Origin of the sequence: [Clostridium] polysaccharolyticum (assembly GCF_900111595.1) — a bacterium.
Taxonomy (GTDB): domain Bacteria; phylum Bacillota; class Clostridia; order Lachnospirales; family Lachnospiraceae; genus Clostridium_AI; species Clostridium_AI polysaccharolyticum.
Map to the genome: position 1 here is coordinate 38,436 of NZ_FOHN01000019.1, position 25,689 is coordinate 64,124.

General features: G+C 36.7%; 23 protein-coding genes and 4 tRNA genes. 1 reads left to right on the plus strand and 26 read right to left on the minus strand.

The features are described from left to right. Positions 1-77 precede the first annotated feature (77 nt). Positions 78-1,724, minus strand: coding sequence for a VanW family protein (locus tag BMY85_RS11460; RefSeq protein ID WP_092478420.1), 1,647 nt, complete (start codon positions 1,722-1,724; stop codon positions 78-80). Positions 1,725-2,206: 482 nt separating this feature from the next. Between BMY85_RS11460 and BMY85_RS11465 the strand changes: the two genes are divergently transcribed. Further along, a complete protein-coding gene (locus BMY85_RS11465) occupies positions 2,207-2,734 on the plus strand; it encodes a hypothetical protein (RefSeq protein WP_143066371.1) in 528 nt (175 codons plus the stop codon). 44 nt (positions 2,735-2,778) lie between these two features. Here BMY85_RS11465 and nth read toward each other — a convergent pair whose 3' ends face one another. The 25 genes from nth to BMY85_RS11590 all read right to left on the minus strand — a co-directional run. Further along, positions 2,779-3,465 carry an endonuclease III gene (nth, locus tag BMY85_RS11470; protein WP_092478422.1) on the minus strand — a complete coding sequence of 229 codons (687 nt, stop codon included), beginning with the start codon at positions 3,463-3,465 and terminating at the stop codon, positions 2,779-2,781. Between the two features lie 15 nt (positions 3,466-3,480). Beyond that, the gene (locus BMY85_RS11475; RefSeq protein WP_092478423.1) at positions 3,481-5,214 is read right to left on the minus strand and encodes a B12-binding domain-containing radical SAM protein; all 1,734 of its coding nucleotides are present in this window, start codon (positions 5,212-5,214) and stop codon (positions 3,481-3,483) included. Positions 5,215-5,276: 62 nt separating this feature from the next. After that, positions 5,277-5,349, minus strand: a tRNA-Phe gene (locus BMY85_RS11480). Positions 5,350-5,583: 234 nt separating this feature from the next. After that, a tRNA-Leu gene (locus BMY85_RS11485) sits at positions 5,584-5,669 on the minus strand. 3 nt (positions 5,670-5,672) lie between these two features. Then, positions 5,673-5,754 (minus strand) — tRNA-Tyr (locus BMY85_RS11490). Between the two features lie 60 nt (positions 5,755-5,814). Next, positions 5,815-7,926, minus strand: a complete 2,112-nt coding sequence (locus BMY85_RS11495; protein WP_092478440.1) for a glycoside hydrolase family 13 protein — start codon at positions 7,924-7,926, stop codon at positions 5,815-5,817. 296 nt (positions 7,927-8,222) lie between these two features. Then, on the minus strand, positions 8,223-10,052 hold the full coding sequence (gene ftsH, locus BMY85_RS11500) for an ATP-dependent zinc metalloprotease FtsH (protein ID WP_207646551.1): 1,830 nt from the start codon (positions 10,050-10,052) through the stop codon (positions 8,223-8,225). Between the two features lie 13 nt (positions 10,053-10,065). Then, positions 10,066-10,587 carry a hypoxanthine phosphoribosyltransferase gene (gene hpt / locus BMY85_RS11505; RefSeq protein ID WP_092478424.1) on the minus strand — a complete coding sequence of 174 codons (522 nt, stop codon included), beginning with the start codon at positions 10,585-10,587 and terminating at the stop codon, positions 10,066-10,068. Continuing rightward, positions 10,580-12,004: a tRNA lysidine(34) synthetase TilS gene (tilS, locus tag BMY85_RS11510; protein ID WP_092478425.1), complete on the minus strand. Its 1,425-nt coding sequence runs from the start codon at positions 12,002-12,004 to the stop codon at positions 10,580-10,582. The genes hpt and tilS overlap by 8 nt, the downstream gene beginning before the upstream one ends. A gap of 56 nt (positions 12,005-12,060) precedes the next feature. Then, on the minus strand, positions 12,061-14,382 hold the full coding sequence (spoIIE, locus tag BMY85_RS11515) for a stage II sporulation protein E (protein ID WP_092478426.1): 2,322 nt from the start codon (positions 14,380-14,382) through the stop codon (positions 12,061-12,063). Between the two features lie 266 nt (positions 14,383-14,648). Further along, a tRNA-Met gene (locus BMY85_RS11520) sits at positions 14,649-14,722 on the minus strand. 45 nt (positions 14,723-14,767) lie between these two features. After that, positions 14,768-15,052 carry an FtsB family cell division protein gene (locus tag BMY85_RS11525; RefSeq protein ID WP_092478427.1) on the minus strand — a complete coding sequence of 95 codons (285 nt, stop codon included), beginning with the start codon at positions 15,050-15,052 and terminating at the stop codon, positions 14,768-14,770. 20 nt (positions 15,053-15,072) lie between these two features. After that, positions 15,073-15,558: a spore cortex biosynthesis protein YabQ gene (gene yabQ, locus BMY85_RS11530; RefSeq protein WP_092478428.1), complete on the minus strand. Its 486-nt coding sequence runs from the start codon at positions 15,556-15,558 to the stop codon at positions 15,073-15,075. A gap of 8 nt (positions 15,559-15,566) precedes the next feature. Then, positions 15,567-15,848, minus strand: coding sequence for a sporulation protein YabP (gene yabP / locus BMY85_RS11535; RefSeq protein WP_092478429.1), 282 nt, complete (start codon positions 15,846-15,848; stop codon positions 15,567-15,569). A 104-nt stretch (positions 15,849-15,952) separates the two neighbouring features. Then, positions 15,953-16,192 carry an RNA-binding S4 domain-containing protein gene (locus BMY85_RS11540; protein WP_092478430.1) on the minus strand — a complete coding sequence of 80 codons (240 nt, stop codon included), beginning with the start codon at positions 16,190-16,192 and terminating at the stop codon, positions 15,953-15,955. An 83-nt stretch (positions 16,193-16,275) separates the two neighbouring features. Further along, a complete protein-coding gene (locus BMY85_RS11545; protein ID WP_092478431.1) occupies positions 16,276-16,548 on the minus strand; it encodes an HU family DNA-binding protein in 273 nt (90 codons plus the stop codon). A gap of 36 nt (positions 16,549-16,584) precedes the next feature. Next, positions 16,585-17,355 carry a nucleoside triphosphate pyrophosphohydrolase gene (gene mazG / locus BMY85_RS11550; protein WP_092478432.1) on the minus strand — a complete coding sequence of 257 codons (771 nt, stop codon included), beginning with the start codon at positions 17,353-17,355 and terminating at the stop codon, positions 16,585-16,587. 59 nt (positions 17,356-17,414) lie between these two features. Next, positions 17,415-17,960 (minus strand): stage V sporulation protein T, encoded by a 546-nt coding sequence (gene spoVT, locus BMY85_RS11555; RefSeq protein ID WP_092478433.1) that lies wholly within the window; start codon positions 17,958-17,960, stop codon positions 17,415-17,417. A 131-nt stretch (positions 17,961-18,091) separates the two neighbouring features. Further along, positions 18,092-19,117, minus strand: a complete 1,026-nt coding sequence (locus BMY85_RS11560) for an asparaginase domain-containing protein (RefSeq protein ID WP_092478434.1) — start codon at positions 19,115-19,117, stop codon at positions 18,092-18,094. Beyond that, positions 19,114-19,794 (minus strand): hypothetical protein, encoded by a 681-nt coding sequence (locus BMY85_RS11565; RefSeq protein ID WP_092478435.1) that lies wholly within the window; start codon positions 19,792-19,794, stop codon positions 19,114-19,116. Before BMY85_RS11565 ends, BMY85_RS11560 begins: the two co-directional genes overlap by 4 nt. A 52-nt stretch (positions 19,795-19,846) precedes the next feature. Further along, a complete protein-coding gene (gene mfd / locus BMY85_RS11570) occupies positions 19,847-23,401 on the minus strand; it encodes a transcription-repair coupling factor (protein WP_092478436.1) in 3,555 nt (1,184 codons plus the stop codon). A 20-nt stretch (positions 23,402-23,421) separates the two neighbouring features. Beyond that, positions 23,422-24,000, minus strand: coding sequence for an aminoacyl-tRNA hydrolase (gene pth, locus BMY85_RS11575; protein ID WP_092478437.1), 579 nt, complete (start codon positions 23,998-24,000; stop codon positions 23,422-23,424). Between the two features lie 32 nt (positions 24,001-24,032). After that, positions 24,033-24,881, minus strand: a complete 849-nt coding sequence (locus BMY85_RS11580) for a transglutaminase domain-containing protein (protein ID WP_092478438.1) — start codon at positions 24,879-24,881, stop codon at positions 24,033-24,035. A gap of 113 nt (positions 24,882-24,994) precedes the next feature. Continuing rightward, entirely contained in the window at positions 24,995-25,297 is a 303-nt protein-coding gene (spoVG, locus tag BMY85_RS11585) for a septation regulator SpoVG (protein WP_092478439.1), read from the minus strand. A gap of 97 nt (positions 25,298-25,394) precedes the next feature. Then, positions 25,395-25,689: integrase core domain-containing protein (locus tag BMY85_RS11590; RefSeq protein ID WP_143066372.1), on the minus strand; the 295-nt coding region annotated here is incomplete at its 5' end.

The following is a 25,689-nucleotide window of genomic DNA, read 5'->3' on the forward strand; positions in this document are numbered from 1 at the left end:
GGATAACGGCTATTACTTCATAAAGCCGCTATCCTTCCAGCATAACTCAATCATTCACTTTCATCCAAAGCATTATGCTACTCCAAAACCTCTAAATGGTTTGTTTCCTTTTTTCTTGCTGATGAATTATCCTCTTTGGTATCTGTTTTTTTTTCATTCTTGCCAGAAGGAGCTTTGGATGCTGCCGGCTTCTTACTGGGTGCTGGACTTGAGGATGTGGACTGGTCTTTTTTATCCTTATCTTTTTTATCTTTGTCTTTTTTATCTTTGTCTTTTTTATCTTTGTCTTTTTTATCTTTGTCCTTTTTATCTTTGTCCTTTTTATCTTTGTCCTTATCCTTGTCTTCCTTCTCGTCTTTTTTCTCTTCCTTCGTTCCTACAATTACATAGGCAGGTTCCGCTGCATAAGAACTGTAATTCACTTGTTCTTTGCTTACTTCTTTCCCATTTTCATATACATACTTCCAAAGACGTGCTTTATAACCTACATGAGCAGCCTGTTTCACTACACGATAACTTGTAGGCATTGCAGGATCTTTTGTTACCTTATCAGCACCAGGCTGTATAGTCTGCGTTGTTTCAGATACATACTTGACGCTTCGATTTACCGTATCTCTAGTTTCAGCACCATATACTTTGAAATAGATGGTCCTGCCAGCGGTATAACCTTCAATATAAATAGGTGCGTCTGTACTATTTTTGAATTTTAAATCTTTATATCCATCAGAAATCGCAGCATCCATAGATGGTTCCACATACGTAACAATCATGGAATGGTTATATCTTTCTGTAATCTCTAACTCAGCTTTTAATAATGCATTATACAGCGTTGTTGCAGCCTGGCAAACACCTCCACCAACACTATCCACTACTTTGCCATTCAGATAAGCACCTGCCTGATGATAGCCATTATCCTCTGTAAATGGTGTAAGGGCACTGCTGGTAGAAAATTCTTCTCCTGGCATTAAAACAGTTCCATTAATTAATCTGGCTGCATTATCAAGATTCGCTGCCCGGTTTGCTGATGAAGAAGCATAGGTTGTCTGATATTCACCTAATACATCTTTCACCTTTTCCAGCTCCACTTTTGTAACTTCTGGAATCGCATCTGCTGAAACAGCTTCTATACGTACATCCTGCATATCCCAATGGTCTGCTAGTTTTGCCTTTATCTTTTCAATCGTATCATCAAAATGAATTGTTCTTCCCAGTACTTCACTTTGAATATGAAAAACTCCATTCTTACGGGTCAAAACAGCATCTACTGGCTCAGCCTCATACTTCTTACATTTTGTTTTCATAAACTTAGTGGCTTTTTTATCATCTATTGTAAACTCTAAATTATAAACACGTTTTTTATTTTCGATATCCTTCAGTTCTTTATATCTCTTAATTAAGTTACCGCTTTTTCCTAAATTAGATGCTTCCTCAATGTAATTGTTATCTGTACATGTAAAACCGATTTCTTCTAAAGTCGTCTTTACACTATGTTCATCTACCACTAATGTAAATTTTTTCTTTGCCAGGTTTTTTATATACTCATCAACTAATTCTCTGGCCTCTTGTGCTGTTTTGCCTCCCAGTGAAACGGTATCCACATACACGCCTTCTGGTATTCCATGTGATTTGCTGTCTGCATATACCTTCATTCCTGCAAGAGCCAAAACAATGCACACTAGCATACACACTAGTGTCGTCGCAAAAATCTTTGTTTTTCGCTTCATCTCTAAATCCCCTTTTGCCAATAAGACTTATGTTTCATTTTATCATAACTATAGATCATATCAAGCAAAAATTCAACCTGCATATAGATGTGACATTGTTTGACATTTGCGTGATATTTATGTATAGTCTATGGTATATGCGGACTTCATTTTGTACCGCACATACCTGTTATTTTTAAAACGCATACGCTACGAGAGGTACAATCATTGCTAAAATAACAGCAATTACGATGATTGCAGATACTGTTCTTTGTGTTTTTCGATTCATTCAGATCACCTCTTTTTTACAAAATGTAACTTCTTCCTAGTACAGGAAACTTAACAGGACAGTCACCATAACTTTAAGAGCGTTAAAAACTCGTTCTTTTCGATTATAGAAAGGTTGTGCAAATATGTCAATTCTTACTTTTTTTCTAGTTATATTTATATGGATAGGAATTTTCCACCATAAAAAAAACCGGACAGCCAGAACGGAAGAACAAATGTCTAAGGAATTTTGGAATTTAGAACACGAATCTAATAATGTCCGAAAAAAAGATATTTCAAATCTCCCTTATATCCGTATTGATCTTTCCAGCCTCCCTATAGAAGACTCTTCTGATCCAGTATTACAAGAAATATATCAGGATATGTCTTCGCTGTCTGACAAAAAAATAATAAACCTTAATGGCATCTCCAATACAGACCTGAAACTTGCCTATGGTCCTGCAAATCTTGAAAAACTGTCTGAATATGATATGAATTTTACTACTTTAATCCGTACCATATCCAAATGGGGCCAGCATCTCTACCAGCAGAACCGCATAGCAGAAGCACAGACAGTTTTAGAATTCGGTATTGCCTGCAAAACAGATATTAAAAATAATTATGTCCTGCTGGCACAAATATATCATGATAACAATCAGTCCTATAAGATTAATGAACTATTAGAACAGGCAAATTCTTTAAATACTCTAATGAAATCGTCCATTCTTTCTTCCTTAGAACAGATACGGTCTTTACCCTATTAATATTATTTCCATAAAACGCCCAAGGAAACCTTCCTTTGGGCATTTTATTCTGCCTGTTCTTTTCTTTGTTTCTGTTTTAACTTCTTCTGATAATCCTTACAATGTTCCCTTAAAAAACACTCCTCACATTTGGGGTTTCTAGCAGTACATATCCCTCTCCCATGAGTAATAATCTGGATATTATATAAAATCCAGTGATCCTTTGGCAACACATCCATCAAGTCATATTCTATCTTTTCCGGGTCGTCTTCTTTTGTAAAACCAAGTTTATTTGAAATACGCTTCACATGGGTATCTACAACAATACTTGGCTCATGAAAAATGTTTCCTCTGATTACATTGGCAGTTTTTCTCCCCACACCCGCAAGAGAAGTAAGTTCCTCTAGCTCCCGTGGAACCTTACCTCCAAATTTTACAACAATATCTTTGGCGCAGGAAATCAGATTCTTTGCTTTGCTATGATAAAAACCTAAAGAATGAATATCTTGTTCTAGTTCTTTTAAATCCGCATTCGCAAAGTCCTCCATAGATTTGTACTTTTGAAATAAATCTCTGGTAACAATATTAACTCTTGCATCCGTACACTGGGCACTTAACATGGTTGCAACTAAAAGCTGTTCTGCATTCTCGTGATCTAGATAACATTTATACTCTGTAGTATAATGCTCATCCAGCAAGTTCAAAATTGCCTGTATTCGTTCTCTTTCCTGTTTCGTAAATCGCTTTGCCATACCTTACTCACCTCTCTATATTGAAACCGCCATAGCCTGATGATCTAGCGGATTCCTGTTTTTATAGTCAAATACAATCATAGTATCTTTATAAACTACTTCTCCTGTCTTTACCACACAAGGCACATCAAACGAAAAGTGTTCCGCATGAGTTACTCTGCTTAACACCTTTGAAGAATAATCCTCATATCCCGGAAGGAGTTCTCTCACACGTTCTTCTTCCTCATAAAATGCGCGGTACTCTTTCTTATACAAACCATAATCTTTTGCAAATTTTGGCCTGCTCTTTAAATTCTCTCTCAGATATAAATCGTACACTAGTATTTCCGCAAATACCTGTGCATCTGTTTTGTTTACTTGTTCCTTAAAGAAATCCAGCAGAATATCGTATCGAGCCATTCTTGTATGATTTATTCCAAACAGGCCATGCACTTCATAATATTCTCCAATAGCCTCATATAACGCAAATGGCGTTTCAAAGAAATGTTCCAGATACTGAACAGCCATCTCAAATTGCCCACTGTTATAATATACTTCCACAACCTCTTCCACTCTTTTTAGTCTTAATACATCATCAAAAGGAAGCCATTTGGTGAATAACACCTCATATGGAGCCGTCTGCCTATATACAATAGAGCCATCCTGTGCCTGAGGAAATATAGGAGACCCCTTTAACACCTTTAAAAAGCCCAATTGGAGCTGATTAGGATGCAAGCCATAAACATCATTAAATGACCTTCCAAAACTCTCATAATCCTCATATGGAAGCCCTGCAATAAGGTCAAGATGCTGGTGAATATTATTCCCCCTATGCACTGCATTTACCTTGTCAGTCAAAACCCCAAAATCCATCTTCCGGTTAATCGCTGTAATGGTATCTACATTGGTTGACTGTACTCCTATTTCTAACTGTACAAGCCCTGGCCGCATCTGATTTAGCAAGGCAATTTCATTTTCTCTTAAAATATCTGCTGCTATTTCAAAATGAAAATTAGTAATTCCATTATCATGCTCATGAATATATGTCCAGATTCCCATTGCATGAACAGGATTACAGTTAAATGTCCTGTCAATAAATTTTACCTGAGGAACTTTTGCATCTAAAAACATCTGCAGTTCTTTCTTAACCAGATTAAGGTCTCTAAGCCTTACCCCTCTCTCAATGGAAGACAGACAATAACTGCAGGAATATGGGCAGCCCCGGCTCGTCTCATAGTACAGGATTTTATTTTTAAATTTCTCAAAATCATCATAAGGAAATGGTATGTCGCTTAAGTTCATAGGCTCTCTATATGGATTCACCTTTATTTCCCCATTCCACTTATATGCAATCCCACGTATATCCTTTAACTCAATAGTTCCCTCTACATAATGTTTAACCAGTTCTAAGAAAGTACATTCTCCTTCTCCAATCATGATTCCGTCTACATAAGGAGAAGAAAGAAGTCCCTTGGTTACATCATAAGATACTTCTGGTCCCCCCAGCCACACTGGCGTATCTGGCATAACTTGCCTGATTTCTTTTAACAGGCTTTCTATAATGCCAATATTCCAGATATAGCAGGAAAATGCAATAACATCTGGTTTTCTTTTGTAAATGTCAATAAGAATAAATTCCTGCTGATTATTAATCGTGTACTCTGCTATTTCCACATGTTCCTGATATTTTTTTGCATATGCACTTAACTCATAAACGGCTAAGTTTGAATGAATGTATTTTGCGTTAATGGCTGTTAATAATATCTTCATTACTGTTTCCCTTCCTATCACATAAAAAAAACGTCACAAAATGCGACGTCTCTTCTGAATAGTGCCCAGAACCGGAATCGAACCAGTGACACGGGGATTTTCAGTCCCCTGCTCTACCGACTGAGCTATCTGGGCAAACACAATATATGATTCTTTTTCGTAACAGTTTGCTAATAACAATTGTTATTTGATAACAATTGTTATTACTGCCTTACGACATTGCTTATTGTACAATGCTGTTACATATTTGTCAAGAAAATTTTTCATCATTTTTTTGCATAAATATTTTTTATTTAATATTTTCATGTTTTTCCATAACAAAATAAGAAGTAATGACTGCTCACTACTTCTTACCTTCTTGTTAATTACTGCCGGCGACCGGAATCGAACCGGTACGGGAGGTTAGTCCCGCAGGATTTTAAGTCCTGTGCGTCTGCCAGTTCCGCCACGCCGGCGGATGGATGGAGAAGGATTCGAACCTTCGAAAGCGTTGCTAACAGATTTACAGTCTGCCCCCTTTGGCCACTCGGGAATCCATCCATGCATACCCTGACAAGAACATATTATACCACTGTTTTTTGATTCGTCAACTCTTTTCTTTTAATTTTTTAAGTTTTTTATCACAATAGCAGAAAACGGCTCAATTGTAAGGGATAACATACCATTTATGCTGTGATACATTGTAGCATTTAAAGAATAACCGTCAGCATTTGTTGAAATCAAGCTTACTAACATCATGTGATCCTGAATTCCTATTTTCCAAACAGGTAACTCCACATATTTTTTGACTTCACTATTATTAACCGCTATGACAAAATGTTCTTCTGCATCAAATCGACCATAGCTGATAAAATGCTTATCTCCACCTAAAAAAATAACAGAACCACGCTTTAACGCAGCATAATCCTTATGAATACGGATTAATTCTTTGTGTAGCTGAATCAGCTCTTTATCTTCATTTCCCCAAGGATAGGTACGTCTATTATCTGGATCAGTCCAGCCACACACACCAGCTTCGTCACCATAATAAATGGTTGGCGCCCCTGGCCAGGTCATCTGCATTACAACTGCCTCCCTCATAATGCCCTTATTTACACCTTGGTTAGCCATATGTGCCCCTACTGTAGCAGTCCTGCCCACCTTATGGTTCGTTCGGGTTAAAAACCGAGAATGATCATGATTAGATAATTCATTCATAGCGGTCAAAATTGACTGGCTGTTTAGTTTCGTCATGTTTTGATTCATGAAATTTTCAAATAAATAGGCATTTCCAAACAATTCTTCACTAAACTCATCACTATGTTTTTCTACGCCTGTTAAAAACCAGGAAATTGGCTCCATAAATGCATCATAATTCATAACGGTGTCCCACTCATCCCCTTGTAACCAAGAAGAAGGATCTCCATAATGCTCTGCAAGGATGATTGCCTCTGGATTAGCCTTCTTCACCTCTTGACGGAACCGTTTCCAAAACATATGGTTAAACTCACTGGAATGTCCTAGATCCGCTGCTACATCTAATCTCCAGCCGTCTACATTATAAGGAGGAGAAACCCACTTGCGGGCAATCCGCATAACATCCTCTAACAAAGGTTCTGAATCTTCATAATTTAATTTTGGCAGTGTATCATGGCCCCACCAGCCATCGTATTTTCCATTATAAGGCCATTGCGTATCATAAAACTTGAAAAAAGTATGATATGGACTTTGACGTGCTACATAAGCCCCCAGCGCATACCCATCTTCACTTTCATATATACGCTCCCTATCCATCCATTTATTAAAAGAACCACAATGATTAAATACCCCATCAAGAATAATCTTCATTCCTCGCTTATGAATCTCTTCAACCAGTTCAATAAACAATTCATTACTAGCCTCTAGATTTTCCTTTGAAGTGACTTTCGAAATATACCTTGTTGCCCTTTTGTTTTCTCTTTCCCCTGGCGGCAAAAGCTCCCCCTCTTGTTTTTTAATTACACCAAAATGAGGATCTACATAATCATAATCCTGAATATCATATTTATGGTTAGATGGGGAAACAAAAATCGGATTTAAATAAATCGCTTCAATTCCCAGATCCTGAAGATAATCCAGTTTTTTATAAACTCCCTTCAAATCTCCTCCATAAAATTCACGAACCCCCATGGCATCCGGAAGCTTGTTCCAGTCCTTTATCTGTTTTACTTGCTCGCCTATGTAATAATATTCTCCTGTTTCAACATCATTACTTGTATCTCCATTAAAGAAACGGTCCACGAAAATCTGATAGATGACAGCTCCCTTTGCCCAGTCAGGAGTTTTAAACCCTGGCATAATAGAAAAACGGTATTCAGGCTTATCTTCATCCATTACACCATAACTATTGTAAACACACGTTACTGGTCCTGCCGTAATTTCAAAATAATACTCTAGCTTTTCATGTCCCACTTGAACCTGCGCTTCATAATAATCAAATAATTCTTCTTCCTTTCCCAATGACATTGCAATTCTTTCCTTTGATGTCACCAAAATCACACTATCAATATTGTCCTTACCTGTACGAATTCTCAACGTTACAATTTCATCAATCCCTGGTTCACTAGGGCTTCTATATAATTCTGTTCCATCACTAAACAAAGCTTCCTTATTCGGTGCAGATATTACTGTTTCAAAGTATAAATTCAGCTTTTGATATCTTGATAAACGATTAATATTAATTTGTCCAGACATCCTCTCACACTCCTTTTTCATCTTGGTAACAACATTTTCACAAACCATACGCATTTTCCATAATCCCAAACCAAGTCACTCTTTCCCCGCAAAAGGAAAAAGGACAGCTTTCCGAACAGCTGTCCTTTTCTTGGAGAAGGTATTTTTGTTACTTATGGGGTGTAGCAAAAACTATATAATGTATTGGGGTTTACGAATGTTATTATAGCATTGGCAACACCAAAAGTGTGCACAAACATTATATTAAAAAAAAAAAGTTTTTGTTTGTTTTTACGAATTTTTTACAAATACATTATCTAGACTCCGTCGCTTGTAACAAATAAAGATTCGAACTCATCTCTTCCAATTCGCTCCTTCTCAATTAGCAACTCCGCACAGCTATGCAGTACATGTTCATTCTGTCTCAAAATGTCTCTAGCCTTTACATAACACTGGTCAACTATCTTCTTCACTTCACCATCAATCTCATTGGCTATGCCTTCACCAAAGTTTTTCGCATGGCCTATATCACGTCCAATAAAAACTTCATCATCTGAGTATTCATAATTAATAAGGCCTATTTTATCCGAAAATCCAAACTTGGTAACCATTGCTCTTGCCATATTCGTTGCCTGTTTAATATCTTGAGACGCACCAGTTGTAATATCATCCAAAACCATTTCTTCTGCAATTCTTCCACCCAAGGAAACTACAATCTCCTGTAACATCTCACCTTTTGTATAGAACATATCATCTCTTTCTGGTAACGGCATCGTATATCCTGCTGCCCCTTGGCCAGTTGGAATAATAGAAACTGTATATACAGGTCCTACATCAGGAAGCAAATGGAATAAAATCGCATGCCCTGCTTCATGATAAGCTGTAATTCTCTTTTCCTTATCACTAATTACACGGCTCTTCTTTTCTGTCCCAATGCCAATTTTAATAAACGCTTTCTTGATATCTTCTGCTACAATAAATGCTCTTTCATCTCTCGCAGCAATAATTGCAGATTCATTTAACAGTTTCTCTAAATCGGCTCCTGTAAACCCTGCCGTTGTCTGAGCAACCTGCTGTAAATCAACATCTTCTGCTAACGGTTTATTTTTAGCATGAACTTCTAGTATCTCTTTTCTGCCTTTTACATCTGGACGGCCAACAACTACCTTACGGTCAAATCTTCCTGGCCTTAATATGGCAGGATCCAGAATATCGACACGGTTTGTGGCAGCCATAACGATAATTCCTTCATTCACACTGAAACCATCCATTTCTACTAGAAGCTGATTCAGTGTCTGTTCTCTTTCGTCGTGTCCTCCACCAAGACCAGTACCTCGTCGTCTTGCTACTGCATCAATTTCATCAATAAAAATAATACAAGGACTGTTTTTCTTTGCTTCTTCAAACAAGTCTCTTACCCTTGATGCTCCTACACCAACAAACATCTCCACGAAATCTGAACCGGAAATACTAAAGAATGGAACCTTTGATTCTCCTGCAACTGCTTTCGCTAATAGAGTTTTACCAGTTCCTGGAGGTCCCTCTAATAAGACACCCTTTGGAATTCTGGCTCCTACCTGAATATACTTTTTAGGCTCTCTTAAGAAATCAACAATCTCTTCTAATTCTTCTTTCTCTTCATGAAGACCAGCAACATTATCAAACGTTGTATTCGTATTATCTATAGACATCTTTGCTCGGCTTTTGCCAAAGTTCATTGCCTTTGAACCGCCTCCTCCTGCTGATGTCTGATTCATCATAAAAGTAAAGAAAAATAATACCAGTACAAGGCCAAATGCATAAGGCAAAACACTTATAATCCAGCTAGGCCTTTTAATCGGGTGCAAAATAGAAGGGATACCCCTGCTATTTAATAGCTGCTCTATTTCAATTGTACTAGTAGTATTAAATGCTTTTTTATCACCTGATGTGTAAGTAACCTTAACTTTTCCTGATGGTGTTTCCTTATCCTGATAAATATCAATACTCTTAATTTTATCCTGGTTTGTATCAATATCTTTCTCAAAATCAATTCTGTTATAGGCATTTTCATCACTTTTAGGAACTAAATCCATAAGCAGTGTTGCCACTATCAGAACTAAAATGGCTATCGCATAAAAGCCAAAACCTTTTACTTGTTTTTTCAATTCTTTACCCCCTTTATTGTTCTACCACACCAATGTACGGTAAATTTCTATATTTTTGTACATAATCCAAGCCATAACCCACAACAAATTTATCTGGTATTTCAAATCCCACATAATCCACCTTGACATCTGTCACTCTTCGATCTGGCTTATCTAATAATGTACAAAGTTTTAATGACGCAGGCTTTCTTGCACTTAGCATATCCATCAGATAGCTTAATGTACGCCCTGAATCAATAATATCCTCAATTACAATAACATCTTTTCCATCAATCGGCTCATCTAAATCTTTTATAATTCTGACTCTGCCTGAACTTTCTGTCTGATTGCCATAGCTTGATACAGACATAAAATCAAAAGTAACAGGCAATGGAATCTTCTTTGCCAGCTCACAGGTAAAGAAAATACTACCCTTAAGGACACATATTAAATGCACTTCTTTGCCAGCATACTCTTTTGTTATCTGGTCTGCTAATTCCTGAATACGTTGTTCAACATCTTTTTCCGAAATCAATACACTAATTTTATCAGCCATGCTTATTTCCTCCGTCAATTTTTACTTTTAGTATTCTTTTTGTTTCATTTGTCACTTTATAATACTCACTAATCCGATAACCGGTAATCCACATAATATGATTACCATCTGCTAGAAGGAGTATACTCTTTCTTTTCTCAGCTGGAACTTTTTGTTCAATGAAATACTCTTTTAATTTCTTACGGTTTCCATGCTCATTATAAACAAAAAAATCTCCTGCTTTTCTATATCTTGCTAAGACCGTATTTCTAATTTTATCATAATCAAACCATTTCGTATAGTCATTTTTCTTGTCCCTATACATTTTTTCCAGCTTGTTTCTATCGCAATCTTCTACATAAATTACCTCAAAACATAACCTTTTATCACTTCCCGGAATCTTTATTAAACCAGGGATGACTGCTTCTATTTCATTTTCTAATCCTCCTTTTTCTTTTTTTCCTTTCTTTTTCCTAATAACCAGACGGTCATAAAAATGAACCGTTTCCATCTCATACGGCAAATCAACCCGTTTTCCTGCGCCCTGTTTTTCCAGTTCCAGAATCATATAAATATGCCGCATTTCAATATCCCTATGCTCATTTGAGAGTTCAAAGAGCACCTTTCTCACTACCTCTTTTTTTAATATTGCATGAGCCTTACAGAATTTTTCCAGCACCACATGGTAAGCATCTTCGCTTTTTTCAACACACCGTTCATATAGTTTTGATACTTCCATCTGAATAAAAGAATTCGCTTCTGATAAAATACTAGCACTTTTTGCAATATGCTCTGAAGCCCGTTCATTAATTTCCTTCTCTACATAAGGAATTATCTGTAACCGGATTTTATTTCTTGTATATTCTGTTTCAAAATTGGTCGAATCAGTCTGATACCCTATCCCTTTAACCCAAAGGTACTGTTCGATTTCCCTTCTTTCCACGCACAGTAACGGACGGATTATTTTTCCACGGACAGGCTCTATTCCCGTAAGCCCTTTTAACCCAGACCCTCGAAACAGATTAAGCAGCACCGTTTCACTTACATCATTTTCATTATGTGCTACCGCTATCTTATTGCAGCCATACATTGCACATGCCTTTTCAAAGGCCTCATATCGAATTTTTCTTCCTGCCTCTTCCTCTGACAGCTTCTGCACCTTAGCAATTGTCCTTACATCCGCATGAACTGAATAAAACAAAATCCCATTTTCCCTGCATAGCATTTGTACATATTCTTCATCTTTTATGGCATCCTCCCCACGAATGCCGTGGTTTACATGAACAACAGCTATCTCTATATTATATTTTTGCTTCAGTTCCATCATGACAAAGAAAAGAGAAATAGAATCAGCGCCTCCAGAAACTCCTAGCACGATCCTATCCCCTTTTTCAATCATGTGGTACTGTTCTATATACTTTTCAACTTTCTTTAACATGACAGTCTCCACAGTTTTTTATTTATAAACCATTCTATCTCTTATTTCATTTGTTTTCAATTAGATTTTTCCCAAAATCCTGCCACTAAAACCGTCATGTCATCTCGAACTCCATGTTCTTCTTTTTCTAATATCCGCTTAAGAATTGTATCTGCCATTTCCTGAGGATTCGTAACATCCATTTCTTCCAGGATCTCTTTAAATATTTCCTCCTTATCTACTCCACTGACAAAGTCCAGGATTCCATCCGAAACCATGATCACATAATCTCCATCATAAAGCTTTTTCTCACTTCCTTCTATGTCTATTTCATTAAACATTCCAACTGGAAGATTTGTGGACTGAATTGTCTCTATCCATCCATTTCTCTTAATAAAAGTAGTAGACGCTCCGATCTTTATAAAGCTGCAGACACCAGTAAACAGATTAATTGAACTAATATCCAATGTAGAAACAGTCTGATCATCTGAATTCACCACTAATATGGAATTTATTAATTTAATGGCAGAACTCTCTGTAAATCCTGCTTCTAAAAACTGTTCTAATAATTCAATTACTAATTCACTTTCTTCACTAGCACGCTCTCCCGTTCCCATTCCATCAGACAGTATCATCACTGTCTCACCACTGTCTAAATTCATAAATGAAAAAGTATCCCCTGACACAATCTCTCCATCCTTGGATGTCCTAGCCATTCCAGTGAACACTTGAAACTTTGTATCCTCTACAAAACTAACCTTGTCATACTCCTTTCCTATGATATTTTTACTTTCTGCTGCTGGAACAATCTTCTTCCCATAAACTTTAGTCAAAATATCTGCTGCTTCTTTTGTTGTTACACAACGTCCTTTTCTGGTTCTCATATTCACATACAGCTGCTTTCTGTTATTTCTCTTCTCAATAACAGAGATTCTCTTAACATCCAGCTGGTACGCTCTTAAAAGCTTCTTCACTAAGTCTTCCTTTTCATCCCTCACTTCTGCCGTTTCATTTAACGACCTTGAAAAATCATCAATAATAGATGCTACTTCATTAAGCTGTCCAGCAATAGCCACCCGGCTCTCTGCCATCCGGTTACTCCAGTTCATATTCAAAGCAGCTACCGTCATTCCTCGGTTAGTTTCACTAACAAACTGTTCAAAATGAATACATCGTTCCTTAAATCCTCTCGGAAAATCCTCTGCTCTTACATATCCTTGTCCCTTGGCCGCTTCTAAAACAGCCTCCGCCGTCTGCTGTGTATGATAATAATTCTTTTCCCAACATCTGGAGCAGTTTTTGCAATCTTTGCAGAGTCCTGCTGATAATCCAGCAAATATATCTTGAACCTCATCTCGCTCAAAAGTCTGTCTTGCATTTGCAAGCGAATAAAAGGATTTTGAAAGTTTTACAAAAGAATCGGAAAACTCCCTCAGCTTTGTCATTGTAACCTCCTGAAGATTTTGTTCTTTTTTCTTTCGCTCTGGCTCTAATGTATATAAATCCACCTTTTCCATAAGTGGCTTTGGCAGCAAAAGAAACACCAGTGTCGCAGATACTAGTGCCCGAATCTGCACCACTTCTAAAAAGTCTGGACTAATGGTAAAATAGCACAAGACAATATTTAATAAAGCAAATACAAAACTTGTTACAATCCTTCCTAATTCCCTGAATACCCCCGTCCCAATTCCTGTCAGACAAAAAACTGTCAGGATTCTTACGTCTTGTGACTGAATTCCTAGAACAATTCCGCAGGCTGCACCAGTAACTGCTCCGGCACCTGCTCCATATTTATATGCAGCAGCAACAATCAATAAGCAGGCTGCTGTTTCCACTACTGAAAATGAATATTGCGAGAAATCTGGTAATCCATACAGAAAAGCTCCTCCCAATATTGCCACGCTTATTAACTCTTGATTGGTTAAAAGCTGTTTTGAATTAGCGGTCCGTATAAAATCAATCGCAAGATAAAACATATTTGCAAGAGACATAACCAATACGCCTTCTAGCAATCCTAGTACAATAACCCTTTTATAACTTTGTACTACCAGTCCATTGCTTATGGAAAATGCCATAGTTATAAGACCTGAAAGAATACTAAGTGCCAATATCGGCAAGATTTTATCTTTCTTTTCTGAAATATATGTAACGAAAGCAACCACCAGCATAATCAAGCCATACTTCGCCAGCATAACCGGCTGTCCTATTGTATAAAGACCTGCTAGCATTGCTGCAGTCAGCAATGGCCGGCTTTTCTTATATGCATATGCAGCCGCAAAATAACCAATTGCAATAGGATTCATGTCAAACAGCATTGTCCGCGACATGATAATTCCAATCAGACTAATTAAAATTCCTCTTAATTCTAATCCTCGCAATGTAGAAATTAATTTTTTCATGCAGACTTTCTCCCCTTTTCTGTTTGTCTGTCACGTATTATAGTTTTCTGTAATTGCGATGTTTGTCATATTTAAGTGAGTAGATCAAAAAAGTTTTAGACAATTTCCCAGTCAAATCGTGTTCTAAATCGAATCGAGACAGTTAGAATAGTTTAAGAAGTGAAAATTTTTTATTAACAAACAAAGTCGGAGTTCCTCAGACTCTTGCGAAAGGATTTTCCTATCAAAATAAAAAAAAGACGAACACACTGTTCGTCCAATAAAAGTAGCGGAAAAGGGATTTGAACCCATGACACCACGGGTATGAACCGTGTGCTCTAGCCAACTGAGCTATTCCGCCAAAAGCGATTATCATTATAACCCGTAATAAACATAATGTCAACAATTATTTTTCATCTTCTGCTTGGAAAATTATCTCATCTTTATAAACTAAACCAAGTTTCTCTCTAGCAACTTCTTCAATATACTTTTTTGTTTGTACATAAGCTTCATAATCGCCAATTTCATCCTTGGCCTTTAGTAACGCTTCCTTCTCTGTAACCAGTTTATCTAACTGCTTTTGATTCTGATTTAACGTATCAAGCAAATCATATTTCTGATATGTAACAAGTCCACACAAAAACAAAACAATAATAGCAATAGCAAAATAGCCTTGTTTTTTCTTCTTCATAACTTGATTTCATTCCTTTGCTATTTTTTTACTACTGCTATTTTAACCTGTTTCCATATTTTTTGCAATGACTTTCTAAAAAAACTCAAAGGCCGTGCTAAAAATTTCGTAAAAAACCCTAACATCCAGCAAAGCCTTCTGCCTATCCATACCACTGGCCTCATAATAAAGTACATCGTCTTTCTGGTTCCCAAAATGCTTTTATGTACACCTTTCGCTGTGGTGTAAACCAGCCACTCACTAATACTGTAATGATACAGCGTCATTCCTATAATAACGCCAACAATTGCAAAGCCACGAATAGTACCGTCATTTATCCGATACATCATTTGAAAAATCAGAACCGCACTAACCGCCCAGTAAAGCAAGTCTTCAAATCCTGCCCAGAATTTATTATGCTTTATAACCCGACGGAAGATACGGATACAGTCATAAAGTATGACAAGCCCGATTCCCCATAGTACAGAACTTAAAAAGAGCTTTACCTCCAAGTTAATTGCATCCATTCACTCACCTACTTAAATAATCTGCCTAAAAATGATTCTCCTGATTTTCCATATCCTGTATCGGAATAAGTCAAACTGTCTATCCTTCCGTCTACATCCACTTCTCCCTTCTCAAGGGTGAGACGGCTCACATGAAGTTCCTGTCCACGTATCATTAAGATTCCCTGTTCTGTATCTAATAACACTTCACCTGCATCAAAGGACAAGACATCCTTTACTCCTGTTATATTTACCATTTCCCTGCTGTGCATACTTATATTATGATTTGGTCTGATTGTTCTTTCTTCCATAAAAAAACCTCCTGATATACTGCAAGTGCCATAGCCCATTGGATACTATGTGTCTTTTACATGTATATTAGAAGGTTCCTGCAAAAATACATAAGAAAAGAAAATTAAACATACCGGAACAAGTCTTTTGCCTCATCTTTCTTAACTGTTTCCTGAATATCTAACACTTCTACTTTCACATTCTTATTGCCGAAGCCAATCTCTATAATGTCGCCCGTTTTTACTGACTGAGAAGCTTTTGCAACTTTACCATTAACCAGAACTCTTCCAGCATCACATGCTTCATTGGCAACCGTACGTCTTTTAATCAATCTGCTTACTTTAAGAAATTTATCTAATCTCATAATGAAACCTCCTATAACAAACAAAGGGGAACTATATTATAAGTCAAAAAAAGGGGTGCCTTACGCAACCCCTGTTTCTTTAATTAGTTAAGAGCATCTTTTAATTGTTTGCCAGCTTTAAACTTAGGAGCTTTGCAAGCTGCAATTTGCATTGTCTTTCCTGTCTGAGGATTTCTACCTTCTCTTGCTGCTCTTTCAGATACTTCAAATGTACCAAAACCGATTAAAGAGATTTTTTCACCTTTTATTAATTCTTCTGTAACAACATCGATAAATGCTTTTAAAGCTTTTTCAGAATCTTTTTTAGATAGTTCTGTCTTTTCTGCAATAGCAGCAACTAATTCAGCTTTGTTCATGGATTACTCCTCCTCTTAATGATCATATCTTAATTTTTATTTCAGCTTCCATAACTCATTCACATAATTTATAGATAGCTCGCTGAGGCGTTTTCCTTCGCGACTTGCGATTCGCTCAATACCTACAAGACTATTTATAAACTTATCTACTTGATTTGTCAAGGAATTTTCTTCATTTACGCCTAAAATAACCGATAAATTCAACACAGTAAACAAGAACTCTCCGTAAGCCTCTTCAATGCCTGTCTTTTCTGAGTTTTCACAACTTTTTCTTAGTTTATTCAAACTATTATTGATCCATTCAAAACACTTTTCCTTAGTGTCTAAATTAAGGCCTGCTTTAAGCAGTTTTTTTTGGATTTTTGTTGCTCTCATGGATGCAGGCATTGCTTTTGGAACTGCTTCAATACTCTCTCCAATGGTCTTTTCTTTATGCTCCATTTGTTTAATTTCTTCCCACTTTGCTGCTACTCCATCTCTGCTGTTCTCTTCTGATAAGCCGAACACATGCGGATGTCTGCGAATCATCTTTTGTGAGACCTCATGTACTACCTCGTCAATAGTAAACTCCTGCTGCTCCTCTGCAATTACACTATGTAGAGCAACTTGAAGCAGTACATCCCCAAGTTCCTCACGTAAATTCTCCATATTATACTGATTAATGGCTTCTATCACTTCATAGGTTTCTTCTAGCAGATAAGGTTTCAGGCTTTCATGGGTCTGCTTCCTGTCCCAAGGACAGCCTTGTCCACTTCGGAGTACCCGGACCACTTGCATAAGCTCTTCTAAGCTGTCATTATGCTTCATTTCTCCACCTCTTCTTATATAAACTCACTAACCAGTATAACAGAACATTCTTTATTTTCCTACTGCTCCATCTGTCTTCCTAAGAAACCAGCGGCAGACTGTGCAAGCTTCACTTCTAATTCACCAAATTTAATCTTTGTATCTTTTGTTAAAATGATGACAGCACCAATTGCATCTCCTTCTGAAATAATTGGCGTAATGACTTCATAAACGTATTCTTCCTCATCATTTGAAATTTTACAGTAACTCTTGTCCTTATTTGCTGCAAGAACATTTATTCTTTCATTTATAACATTTTCTAAGTCTTTATGAATAGACTTCATAATCAGATCTTTTTTTCCACCACCAGAAACTGCAATTAACTGATCACGGTCTGCGATACATACAATATGGCCAAGTGTCTGTGCTAAAGACTCAGCATACTGTTTGGCAAATTGTCCTAATTCACCAATTGGAGAATACTTCTTCAGAATTATTTCACCTTCTCTGTCAGTAAAGATCTCTAACGGATCCCCTTCACGGATTCTTAATGTACGTCTAATTTCCTTCGGAATAACCACACGCCCTAAATCATCTATTCTTCGTACTATTCCTGTTGCCTTCATAAAATAATTCCTCCATTAAGTTATTATTCATAAATTACCTTTATAAATAATATTTTGTGTTAAATAGAGGAAATTATACATCTCATTCACAAAAATTTCAAGTTTAATTTTCTAAAATTTTTCTAAATTTTTTACTTTGTTAATTTTTCAAAAAATCTATTTTCTTCCAAAACAGCTTCTGGCGCTTGATTCTTCTGGTTATACGCCATAACTAACTTTACATATGCAGCAACACTCGAAATATTAAACATCGGAATTAATCCTTCTTTTAATAAAACATGTGTTGTCTGGTAAACATTCATATTTTCACTCTTAAAAGAGGCACCATATACTTTTACTTCTTGCTTATGACATTCAGCCAGAAATTCTAGTAAACCTGCTTCTTCATTGGTTGCACCTGTTGCAGAATGATATAAATATAAAAGCACCGCCTTGGTTTTATCTGTACATTTGTAATTCCGGAAATTAATCCCCTGATACATTGGAATAAATAGCACTTCATTTTCATACTGAAAATACAGCCTTGCTATATGCTCTGTTTCTCTGTTCCGAACCATTTCCAGAGTTACTGGACATTCTTCATTGACAAGAAATTTTCCTTTCTTTATCCAGCCAAAAACCTGACGGTCAAAACTCTGATACTGATCAAAGAACGGATCAGAACCAAGCATTCTTGTAGGCAGGAACACCTCAACTTCTGAATTCATATTCTCATATATATTATAAACACCTGATGCTGCCTGCTCATGAATAAATGTAATTGCTCCGGAAAAATTCTTTAATCCATTGCTTCTTTCATCATCTAAGGGATAATTAGCTGCAATAAATACAATTGGAATTTTCACATAGGCATAGTGAAGAGACATAAAGGCAGATGTGTATGCCAATGTATCAGAGCCATGTGTCACAATAATTCCATCATAATCCTTATCTATCGCTTCATCTAAAACTTCAATTATTGGTTCCCAGCTTCCTGGATGCAAATTTTCACTTAACTCATTAATGGGCTGGACAACTTCAAAGAAATCCTCTTTTCCATAACGCTTTTCATATCTTTCTACTATTTCAGCAGAGCGTTCCACCTTAGCCGAGATTACATTTCCCTGCACACAGCTTCCAATGGTTCCACCTGTTAAAACAACTAGTATCTTCTTCATAAATTATCCTTCCTATCGTCCTTTAAAAATTTGAAATGTATGTTCTTCCACAATTCAACGCTCAGGTCAATCCTCCTGTGCTCTGACCACTTTGCATATTTTTCTTCAAATGCCTCACCTTGGCCATTAGCTCCATTCTCTTTCTCTACTTTGTCATACATTTTCCTTGCCAGTGCATTTTGCTGGTAAATATTTTCTACTCTTTTTAAATCAAATCCCCACTGTTCTTCTGCATCTTTGCCTGCCTTCCTAATAAACGCTTCTGCCTTTTCCTTCGCCTCCTGCTTCTCCTCTTTTGACAATGTTACATTTTCCTCTTTTGCTTCTTCACAAACTATTAGCACTTCTGTTACTTCTCTTAATATCTCTTCTTTTGCATGTTTTTCAAAGGTATCCCCGTCTTCTAGTTCCACATCCCATATAGCATCCGAGAATATTTTCTCATATTTTTCTTTTGCCTGGTAAATGTAAAATAAGACATCTCCATAAGATACACTAGCATCCTCTACTCTTAAAACAATGTCCTTATGCTTTAATTCTTTTTTGTGGCTTTCACTCTCATGGGTAGCTTTTAATTCATTTCCCACTTCATCCACTATGTTCTTGCTACAGCCGCTTACTAAAAACATCAGCAGGAAAAACCCTGCTGCAACATATTTTCTTTTTAAGTTCTTCATACTTAACTCCTTTTTCTAAATGCAATTCGAGATATTTAAATTATTGACAGCTTTATTTTTCTACTAGCTGGTAAATGTCCGTTACTACATCCTTTAGATAATCTAAGAACTTCATATTATCATTTTTAGATGTTTTTCTGAACCGTGCTAAGTTCAGCTTAAAAAAAGGCACTTTATCCGTTACGAACCGAAGAGTTCCATTATAGGATTCAATGAAACCAGGAAGCTTGTTAATATCCATTTTAGCCTTTTCATACATCACAATCTTAACACTCTCTCCCATCTGCTTTAACTGAGTAATATAAGCCCTGTGTGCAATGGCCTTAATCAATGCAATGTAAACAAGGCAATTTACACTATTGGGAATATCTCCAAAACGGTCTGTCAATTCCTCCTGCATATCCAGATACTCTTCCTCTGTCTGAACTTCCGCAATTCGCTTATAGATTTCCAGCTTTTGAAATTCACTCTTGATATATGATGCAGGAATAAAGGCATCAACATTTACATCCACACTAGTTTCAAATTCATCTTCTATGGATGCCTCTCCCTTTAAGGCACGAACTGCATCATTTAGCATCTTGCAGTACAAATCATAACCTACAGCCTCCATATGTCCATGCTGCTTAGAACCTAACAGGTTTCCTGCCCCTCGAAGCTCTAAGTCTCTCATTGCTATTTTAAAACCTGACCCTAGATCTGTAAACTCCTTAATAGCCTGCAGTCTCTTTTCTGCAACTTCACGAAGCATCTTATCCCTCTTATACATTAAAAAGGCATAGGATGTACGATTGGAACGGCCAACACGTCCTCTTAACTGATAAAGCTGAGACAATCCTAGTTTATCTGCATCATCTATAATCATGGTATTCACATTGGAGATATCCAGTCCTGTTTCAATAATTGTTGTTGCAACCAGTACATCAATTTCTCCATTAATGAAATCAAACATAATCTTTTCCAGTTCCCTTTCCTGCATTTGTCCATGAACAAACGAGACATTGGCATCTGGAACTAGCTTCGCTACATTCATAGCCACTTCATCAATGTTATTTACCCGGTTGTAAACATAATATACCTGACCGCCTCGGTTTAGTTCACGATTAATGGCTTCTCTTACAATTTCATCGTTATGTTCCAAGACAAAAGTCTGAATCGGCTGTCTGTCAACAGGCGGTTCTTCTAAAACACTCATATCCCGGATTCCAGCAAGACTCATATGGAGTGTTCTTGGTATTGGTGTTGCTGATAAGGTAAGAACGTCAACATCTTCTTTCATCTGCTTAATTTTTTCTTTATGAGTTACCCCAAACCGTTGTTCCTCGTCTACAATCAGCAGTCCAAGATTTTTAAACTGCACATCCTTTGATAAGAGCCTATGGGTTCCTATAACAATATCCATTTTACCCATTTTTAGCTTTTCCACTGTTTTCTTTTGCTGGGCAGCTGTTCGAAAGCGGCTCAGCATTTCTATCTCAATAGGAAAGTCCTTCATTCTCTGGACGAATGTATTATAATGCTGCTGTGCCAAAATAGTTGTTGGCACCAGATACACCACCTGCTTGCCATCTAATACCGCTTTAAATGCAGCCCTGATAGCAATCTCTGTTTTTCCATAACCAACATCTCCACAGATTAGACGATCCATAATCTTGGTGCTTTCCATATCCTTTTTAGTTGCTTCAATAGCAGAAAGCTGATCATCTGTTTCCTGATACGGAAACATTTCCTCAAACTCTGTCTGCCAGACCGTATCTTCCCCGAAACTGTGGCCTTTCTTTGACTGTCTCTTAGCATACAGTTCTACTAATTCATTAGCGATATCTTTTACTGCACCTCTTACTTTCGCTTTTGTATGCTTCCATTCAATAGAATTTAATTTATTTAATTTTGGCTTCTTTGCATCTGCACCAGCATACTTCTGCAAAACATCCAGTCCCGTTGCAAGCACATAAAGGATACCTTCTCCTGCATATTCAATTTTAAGATAATCCTTCGTAATTTTATCAACTTCAATTTTTTCGATTCCACGGTATATTCCAACTCCATGATTCTCATGAACCACATAATCACCTATATTTAAATCGGTAAAACTATTTACCTTTGTTCCTTCATAAATCCGTTTCTTTTTCTTCTTCTTACGTTCACCTCCAAAAATATCGCCTTCAGAAATTACTACAAATTTAATGAGAGAATATTCAAACCCATGATGCAGATTCCCGTAAGTTACCATTATTTCCCCTTTTTTTATAACACGTTCCAGATCCTCGCTATAAAAAGCCATTAAATCATACTCACTAATATCTTCACTTAGCCTCTTAGCTCTGGTTCTAGAATTAGATAACAAGACAACTCGATACTCTTTTTGCTTCCAGTTCTTTAAATCCTTTATGAGCATTTCAAAATTATTCTGATAAGATTGTATGGATTTGACTGTAATATTTTCTTTTGCCTGAACAGGAAATTCCTTTACACTGTAGTCTAAAGTACTTAGAATGACCATTGGACAGTTTCGCAACTTGGCAGTTGCCTGTGTAATAGAGTAAACAGCTTCCATCTGCTTTGGCAAAATATAACCTTGCTGGATTCGATGCATCATACTTTCACGAAATTCTAGTTCTACTGCATTTCCACGTTCTAGACACCTGTTTGGTTCATCTAGGAAAAACAGACATTTAGTTTCCTTAAAATAATCAACGAAACTGACTGTATTCTCATAAAAATACAAGATATAACTCTCCATTCCCATAGAACCACTGTACATTTCCAGCTTTTCGTCTAATTCACCTATGACTTCCTGTATTCTTCGAGCTTCTTCAAATTTTTTTTCTTTTTTTAACTCTCCTGCATACTGCTCTTTTTCTTTTTGAATCTCCTTTAAGCCTTTGGAAAGTGTTTCACTATCTAGTACAATCTCAGTTGCTGGGTATATGGTAATCTTCTCAACCTGTTCAATGGAGCGCTGGCTTTCAACGTCAAAAGAACGTATGGTATCAATTTCATCATCCCACAATTCTATTCGATATGGACACTCTTCTGTCAAAGGATAGATGTCCATAATCCCGCCTCGAACTGCAAATTGCCCAGGTCCTTCAACCTGAGCTACTCTTTCATATCCTATATGAATCAGGTGTTCCTTTACCTGATCAATGTCTATTATCGATGCTGCTTCTAAATAAATTACTTTTCCTGAAATCACCTCTAATGGCAGAATTCTATCCATTCCACCATCGATGGTCATAATAACCGTAGTTGGCTTTTGTTCAATTAACCGCTGAATAATCTGAAGTCTTTGACGAACAATAGCATTTCCGTGAATGTCAGCACTATAAAATATAACATCCTTCGCAGGGTACAAATATACATCTTTATCAAATATCCGATAGTCTTCATATATCTCTTTCGCCTTGCTTTCCGAATAAGTGATAACCACTTTGACAGGGTAATCATCCCCTAATGCATATATAAAATGTCCCTTTTGCGAATCAATTCCACCTGTTACATGAATTGGCTGAACACCTCTTGTTAGAAGTTCTTTTATATTATTATATTCCTTTAATTCATTTAACGGTTCTATAAATGTCTTCACGCTTCCTACTCCATTCATTTCTACTGAAAAGTCCGATTTTATAATTCTATCTCTACCTTTCTATTGTATTGATTCATCGTATATTGCATACCTTCTAAAATGAAATCTTTACAAGCCTGTGCGGCACGACCTAAGGCAAACCTCACAACAGCTTCTTCCTCTCTTGGAAATCTTCCAAGAACATAATCTGCCAAATCCCATCCTTCTGGTTTATTTCCAACACCTATACGAATTCTTGGGAACTCCTGGGTACCAAGATGGCTAATAATGCTTTTAATACCATTATGTCCACCCGCACTGCCTTTTGGTCTCACACGAATCTGCCCTACATCAAGACTAATATCATCATAAATGATAATTATGTTTTCTACTGGTACCTTATAAAAATCTGAAAGCTCTCTTACACTTTCTCCGCTTAAATTCATATAGGTCTGTGGCTGTGCCAGAATAACTTTCTGTCCCTCAATAAAACCAGTTCCACAAATCGCTTTATGTTTCTTCATATTAAGAGGTATTCTATAATCATCTGATAATCTCGTAATGGCATCAAAACCTATATTATGTCTAGTTGCCTCATACTCCCTAGTTGGGTTTCCTAATCCAACAATAATGTACATTCCTGCTTCCTCCGTTTCTTCAATATTCCGTATTATTTCCAGCTATGTTCTGTCATATTATACTTTTCGTTAAATTCAATTGTCCTATATTCTTCATCTCGCTCATGTTTTCCAAAATCATTTTCTGACTTTAAAAAAAAATCATAATGATTATTGCGGCTTCCTCCTCCAACTGGATCATCCCATGTGCAATCAATGTTATACCACATATCTTTAATCTTTACAATATTCCAGGCATGGGATATGCCATTTCCAACACCAGTAATAACTCTACAATCCAGTCCTGCTTCTGTAAACATCTTATATGCCATATTTGCATATCCCTGACAAGCTGTTGCGTTGCTTCTAAGCCCTTCATATGCTGAATTAAATTTCACTGTCAAATCATAGGACGTATGTTCTATAATATAATCATGTATCTTTTTTACTTTTTCATACTCTGATTTATCTTCTAATTTTAATTTCTTTAATATCTGCTGCACTTTTTGATTTACCCACTTGGTTTGTGCAGCCGTTTCACTATATTCAAATTCATAATGAATGGTGTAAATACCAAATCCCTTAATATACGCAGTGTATCCCCTATACTTATTAAGCATATAATCAAAGTCATCTGAAGTAACTGGATCATCAATTTTAAACGCTTCTTTTACTAACTCACTAGCATACGCTGATATCCTTTGCCTCTTCCCTATATAACTCACTGCCTTCGTAGTCTCTCCAGTCTTTATAGCATCATAAACCACCTGTACCGCATCTTCTTTTGACGGCACGATATGAATGGACTGGGCAATCGATGAGAAATCAATTTCTCCTGTATACAGCAATATTAGAAAAAACACTGCGAACATGCATACTATGTAGAAACATATCCTTTTCAAGTCAGCTCCTCCTTTATATGATTTTACTTTATTCGTATTCCTATTATATGTCAAGAAAAAGGGATTGCCTTTCGACAATCCCTCATTATGTACTAATTCGTTTCTCTATTAAATTACTCTACATCAGCTGCTGCAGTTTCTTGCATTGCTTCTTCCTCAGCACTTGCAGCGACCTCATATTTTTCAAGAATAATTGATTGTATTTTCTCTCGAGTCTCTGAATTAATTGGGTGAGCTATATCCCTATATTCTCCATCACCAGCCCTGCGGCTTGGCATTGCAATAAACATACCTTTCTCACCTTCGATTATTTTGATATCATGTACTACAAATTCATTATCTAGTGTAATTGAAACTACTGCTTTCATCTTTCCTTCTTTATTTACTTTCCTGATTCGAACGTCTGTAATCTGCATTCGTATATCCCCCTTTAGACTTATAAAAAGTATCTTTCGTTTTTTTCAACGACTATTGTTCTAGTCAAGCAAAATTGTAACACTAGTGTATAAAATTTTATGCACTCCTTGCTGCATATGGGGTACGCCCTTGATTATAGGAATGTGGACGCACATGATTGTACCATACATAAGCAAACTCTTTTACCGCCATGTCCAGTTCTTCCTTTGTTTTATAGGTGAACAGATTTATATGCTCATTTTTCAACGTATTGTAGTATCGTTCCATTGGAGCATTATCGTATGGACAGCCTGCACGGCTCATACTTTGCTGAATATTCTTCTTTTTACAGAAATCGCTGAACTCTTTCGAGGTAAATTGCCTTCCCTGGTCACTGTGAAGGATTAATCCC